Source organism: Dehalobacter sp. TeCB1 (genome assembly GCF_001707455.1).
Classification (GTDB): Bacteria; Bacillota; Desulfitobacteriia; order Desulfitobacteriales; family Syntrophobotulaceae; genus Dehalobacter; species Dehalobacter restrictus.
This window is the reverse complement of sequence record NZ_MCHF01000060.1, coordinates 1-1,945: the sequence shown is the minus strand read 5'-3', so window position 1 is coordinate 1,945 and position 1,945 is coordinate 1. Positions and strand designations below refer to the sequence as shown.

General features: G+C 38.1%; 1 protein-coding gene. It reads left to right on the top strand.

What is annotated here, in order from left to right; all coding sequences use genetic code 11:
• Positions 1 to 149: 149 nt before the first annotated feature.
• Positions 150 to 1,862, top strand: a complete 1,713-nt coding sequence (locus A7D23_RS13405) for an IS1634 family transposase (RefSeq protein WP_019226929.1) — start codon at positions 150 to 152, stop codon at positions 1,860 to 1,862.
• The last annotated feature ends 83 nt before the right edge of the window (positions 1,863 to 1,945 follow it).

Sequence of the window (1,945 nt, the reverse complement as noted above, 5' to 3'; positions counted from 1 at the left end):
CCGGGTCTTTGACACTTGCATAAATATTAAAATCTTTGAAAGCCTTGAAAACAGGGCTTTTTTTGTTAGAAAATCGTCAAATTATTGCTATTTAGTATTGAGCAATTTGTGGTAATGTGTTATAATATAAGGGTATGGAGGTGTTTGTTATGAAACTTACGCTATCTAAATCTAAAAATGCCACATCGCTTTATGTTACGAAATCAATTTACGTGAATGGTGTACATACTTCAAAAATGGTCGAAAAACTGGGAACACTTGCTGAACTGGAAAAGAAACTAAACGGTGAAGATCCTATCGAATGGGCAAAAAAGTATATTGCAGATCTGAACCAAAAAGAAAAAGAGGAACAGCGGGATGTCTTAGTCAAATATTCTCCTTCCAAAATCATTGCTAGAGATGAACAGCGTTTCTTTAACGGCGGCTACCTTTTCCTTCAGAAAATATATCACGAGCTCGGGTTACATCGGATCTGCAAAGAACTCTCCACCAAATATAAATTTTCTTTTGATCTTAATTCAATTTTGTCCAGGCTGCTTTATGCCAGGATTATTTTCCCTGCCTCTAAGCTGGCAACCCTTGAGCTGTCCAAAAAATTTATTGAACAGCCCAATTTCGAGCTTCAACACATCTACAGGGCGCTTGAAATCATTGCTAAAGAAATTGATTTTATCCAGTCTTCCCTTTACAATAACAGTCTGAAAATTTCCAAACGCAATACCGGTGTGCTTTATTATGACTGTACGAATTATTTCTTTGAAATTGAGGAGGAAGAAGGCCTTAAGCAGTATGGGGCATCAAAAGAACACCGCCCAAATCCCATTGTCCAGATGGGGCTGTTTATGGACGGTGACGGTATTCCCATCGCTATTGATCTTTTTAATGGCAATACTAATGAGCAGCTGACGCTAAGACCTTTGGAGAAAAAAATCCTGGCTGATTTTAAACTTTCCAAGTTTATCGTCTGTACGGATGCCGGTCTCGCTTCTCAAAAGAACCGGGAATTCAATAACGAAGGCGAACGGGCTTTCATTACCACCCAATCAATAAAAAAACTGAAGAAACACCTCATGGAATGGGCACTGGATTCTACCGGTTGGAAACTTTTCGGTGAACGTAAAAGCTATGATATTACAGAACTTGATGAGAATACGGATAAAGATAAAGTTTTTTATAAAGAGCGCTGGATCAAAGAAAACGATCTGGAGCAGAAGCTTATTGTGACCTTTTCTTTGAAATACCGAAATTATCAGCGAAAAATCCGTGATTCCCAAATAGAACGTGCCCGAAAAACAATGGCTTCAAACCCGGGGAAGTTAAAGAAATGCAATGCTAATGATTATAAAAGATTTATTGAAAAAAGATACTGTACGGATGACGGTGAGGTAGCAGATAATGAATTGTACAGTATTAACACTGACCTGGTTGCCAAAGAAGAGCTGTTTGACGGTTTCTATGCCGTCTGTACTAACCTTGAAGACGAAGCAGCGGCAATCATCAAAGTGAACCAAAGGCGTTGGGAGATTGAAGAGTGTTTCCGAATTATGAAAAGCGAATTCAAAGCCCGACCAGCATACTTAAGCCGTGATGATCGAATAAAAGCACATTTCACCACGTGTTTTATGTCTTTGATCCTCTACCGTTTTCTTGAAAAGAAGCTTGAAGAAAAATATACCTGTAGCGAGATTATTCAAGGATTAAAGGATATGAATTTCTTTGAAGTTAAAGGTGAAGGTTATATTCCGACCTATACCAGAACCGATTTTACAGATGCTTTACACAATATCTTTGGTTTCCGTACCGACTATCAGATCGTCAGTACCAGTCAGATGAAAAAAATTCTCAAAAGTACAAAGTCATAAAAACATTACTCACTTTTTTAAAAATGTAAAAGCCCGGATTTCCCTTGTTTGCAAGGGGTTCCAGGCTTTTTTGCTCTTTAAAG

Coding starts and splice junctions, on each gene's coding strand:
- A7D23_RS13405 (WP_019226929.1), top strand. CDS start 150: ATGAAACTTACGCTATCTAAATCTAAAAATGCCACATCGCTTTATGTT.